This window comes from Halorubrum tibetense (assembly GCF_042661865.1).
Classification (GTDB): domain Archaea; phylum Halobacteriota; class Halobacteria; order Halobacteriales; family Haloferacaceae; genus Halorubrum; species Halorubrum tibetense.
The window spans coordinates 1-3,631 of record NZ_JBHSWW010000248.1; the positions used below are offsets into that span (position 1 = coordinate 1).

A 3,631-nucleotide genomic window follows, 5' to 3' on the forward strand; every position below is an offset into this window, starting at 1 on the left:
GGCGCGTTCGACGACCGGCGGCGGGCGCGAAGCGGGACGGAGGGACCGAACCGGCTAACCGAGTGGCTCGCCGATATCGACCGCGACCCGGGCGACGTCGTCGTGCTGGACGTGGTGGTCCCCGGCGAACTGTACGGCCTCCGGGCCCCCGGCGAGCGGACGATGTACGACGCGACACGTGGCCCCCGCTCGTCGCTCGCGGACATCGCTCGTGACCTCGACGATTTATAAGTGAACGGTCGCGGAGCAGTTGGCGCGGAGCGACCCGTACTTCCGGGTGTGGATACCATAGATCGCTGCTGTGAGGAGCATTCACGTACCGATGGACGTGGCGGCGGTCGAGTATATAAATCGGTGTGGTGGCGCGCCCGCGAGGTCGTCGGGCGAAGCCCGACTGCCAGAGGGACTTTTGACAGTCAGGTGAACGACCGTCACCAACCCGCTCGGACCCATATAAATAGGCGATGCCGACCCGCTCGGACCCTTATAAATAGGCGATGCCGATCCATCCGGTCCCGGTATCGATCGCCGCGCTCCGTCCGTTGCGTGGTTCGTGGGTACTGAGACCTGCGACGGTCGGGTCAGCACGCGTTCGGCCACGAAGGCTCGCAACAGTGCTCTTATTCTCGTTCGGCCCCGAAACCAGGGTATGAAAGAGGTCGACGCGGAGCTGACGGCGCTCGACCGCGGGATCATCAACGCGTTTCAGGGTGGATTCCCGGTGACGACGCGGCCGTTCGACGCGGCCGCCGAGGCGCTTCGGGACCGCGGTGTGGCAGTGACGGGACCGGAGCTGTGCGACCGGGTCCGGGAGCTCGACGAGGAGGGGATCCTCTCGCGGTTCGGCGCGCTCGTGAACGCCGAGGAGATCGGTGGCGCGGCCTCGCTGGTCGCGATGCACGCCCCCGAAGACCGGTTCGAGGAGATCGTCGAGATCGTGAACGGCTTCACCGAGGTCGCCCACAACTACGAGCGGGAACACCCGCACCTCAACGTCTGGTTCGTCGTGAGCGTCGCGGACCATCCGGACCCGGACAAGGACGGCAACGATCGGGTCGAAGCGGTACTCGACGAGATCGAGTCGGCGACCGGCCAGGAGACGTACAACCTGCCGAAACAACGGGAGTTCCACGTCGGGGCGAAGTTCCTCGTCGACGGGCCGGTTCCCGAGGGCGACGTCGATCTCTCCGGGCTCGCACCCGATGTCGAACCGACGGACCGATCGACGCTCACGCCCGAGGAGCGCGACCTCGTCGTCGAGATACAGGGCGGACTCCCGATCACGGAGACGCCGTACGCCGACGTCGCGGCGGCGCTCGACACCGACGCTGACTGGGTGATCGAGACGATTGAGCGGTTCCGTCGGGAGGGGAAAGTCCGCCGCGTCGGCGTGATCCCGAACCACTACGCGCTCGGCTACACGGAGAACGGGATGACCGTCTGGAACGTGCCCTCGGACGCCCTCGACGAGGTAGGCCCCGCCGTGGCCGACCTCGGGTTCGTCACCCACTGTTACGAGCGCCCGCGACACGCCGGGGTGTGGGAGTACAACTTCTTCGCGATGACACACGGGCGAACGGAGGCGGAGAGCGAACGGCGGGTCTCGCAGGTCCGCGACGTGATGGCCGAGTTCTGGGACGTCTCCGCCGACGACTGGGACACGCTGTTCTCGACGCGGATCCTGAAGAAGACCGGGATCCGGATCGACGAGCGAGCCAGCAGCAACACGGTGTGACCGCCGCCGCCGACCCGTGGGGCGTCGCGTCGATACGCGACGACTCGTCCACGAGAACGAATACACGGACGAATCAACAGCCGATCACACGGTCCGATCCATGACACCGCTGTACCACGACCTCTCGGACGCGACCGTCCTCGTGTTTGGGGGCGGAACCGTCGGAACCCGAAAGGCGCTCGGGTTCGCTGCCGACGCGAACGCCGTCGTCGTCGTCAGCCCCGCGTTCACCGACCGGCTGGTGGACGGGGAAGGGGTTGATCTCGTTCGTGCCGCTCCCGGCGCGGACGACGTCGGCGCGTGGATCGACCGGACGTCGCCCGCGATCGTCGTCGCCGCGACGGACGACCGGGCGGTGAACGCGGCCGTCGAGGCGGCGGCGCTCGACGCCGGGATCTTGGTGAATCGAACGGACGTCTCAGGCGGTCGGAAGCCGGGAAGCGTCGTCGTTCCGGCGACGGTCGAGGACGACCCGGTGGCGGTCGCGATATCGACCGGGGGGGCGAGCCCCGCCCTCTCGAAGGCGCTCCGCCAGCGGATCGAAGCCGAGATCGCCGGCGCGGGCGCGATGGCCGACCTCTCGGGGGACCTGCGTCGGGAGCTGTCGGACCGGGGCGTCGATCCCGAAACACGGCGGGACGCGATCCGTCGCGTCGTGCGATCCGAAGGGGTTTGGAAGGCTTTACAAAAGGGGAGATCCAACGGGCGTCAAGAGGCTCACAACGTGATCGAGGAGGTCGTCGACCGATGAAAGAGACTGGAGCGATCCGCGGGGTGAGCGTCGCCCACTCCGCCGCGACGGTCGACGAGATCGAGTCGGCCGGCGGCGACGGCGTCCGCGCCACCGTGTCGGACCTGCTCGCACGCGACGGCGTCGAAGAGGCGTTCGCGCTCCAGACGTGTAACCGGTCGGAGGCGTTCGTCGTGACGAACCGGACCACGGACGGGAGCGCGGCGCTCGAGTCGTTCGCGCCGGACGTACGTGGGGCGGCGGTCCGGCAGTTCGACCACGAGGAGAGCCTGGAACACCTGATGCGCGTCGCCGCCGGGCTCGAGTCGCTCGTCCTCGGCGAGGACCAGATAATCGGTCAGGTCCGGGAGGCGTACGAGGAGTCCCGAGCCGCCGGCGGCATCGGCCCCGTCTTGGAGGACGCGGTGACGAAGGCGCTCCACGTCGGTGAGCGTGCACGGACGGAGACGTCGATAAACGAGGGCGTCGTCTCGCTCGGTTCGGCGGCGGTTCGGCTCGCGGCCGACGAGCTCGACCTCGCCGACGGGACGGCGGTCGTCGTCGGTGCCGGCGAGATGGGGACGCTCGCGGCGCGCAGCTTGGACGAGACGCCAGTCGGGGAGATCATCGTTGCGAACCGGACGGTTCCGAACGCCGCGTTCGTCGCGGAGGAGGTCGACACCGAGTCGGCGGCGGTCCCCTTGAGCGACCTCCCGGCGGTGGTCCCCGAGGCCGACCTCGTGATCACCGCGACCGGGAGTCCGGATTCCGTGCTCGGCACGACCCATTTCGACGGTCCCGACCGGACCGTCTGTATCGATATCGCCCAGCCGCGCGATGTCGACCCCGCGGTCGGGTCGCTGTCGGCGGTGTCGCTGTACGATATCGACGCGTTGGAGGACGTCACCCGCAAGACACGCGAACGACGCGAGACCGAGGCCCGCGAGGTCGAGGCGATCATCGACGCCGAGCTCGACCGGATACTTCAGGCGTACAAGCGCAAGCGGGCCGACGACGCGATCTCCGCGATGTACGCCGGCGCCGACCGCGTGAAAGAGCGCGAGCTCGGCCGCGCGCTCACGAAGCTCGACGCACAGGGCGATCTGACCGACGAGCAGCGCGAGACCGTCGAGTCGATGGCCGACGCGCTCGTCGGCCAGCTGCTC

General features: G+C 68.5%; 4 protein-coding genes. All 4 read left to right on the forward strand.

The features are described 5' to 3' along the window. Window positions 1–231: DUF7112 family protein (locus ACFQEU_RS12985; RefSeq protein ID WP_465261147.1), on the forward strand; the 231-nt coding region annotated here is incomplete at its 5' end. A gap of 418 nt (window positions 232–649) precedes the next feature. After that, window positions 650–1,735, forward strand: coding sequence for a siroheme decarboxylase subunit beta (gene ahbB / locus ACFQEU_RS12990; RefSeq protein WP_379782809.1), 1,086 nt, complete (start codon window positions 650–652; stop codon window positions 1,733–1,735). 100 nt (window positions 1,736–1,835) lie between these two features. After that, window positions 1,836–2,486, forward strand: coding sequence for a precorrin-2 dehydrogenase/sirohydrochlorin ferrochelatase family protein (locus ACFQEU_RS12995; protein WP_379782811.1), 651 nt, complete (start codon window positions 1,836–1,838; stop codon window positions 2,484–2,486). Continuing rightward, a partial coding sequence (gene hemA, locus ACFQEU_RS13000; protein WP_379782813.1) for a glutamyl-tRNA reductase occupies window positions 2,483–3,631 on the forward strand: 1,149 nt, incomplete at its 3' end. The genes ACFQEU_RS12995 and hemA, both read left to right, overlap by 4 nt.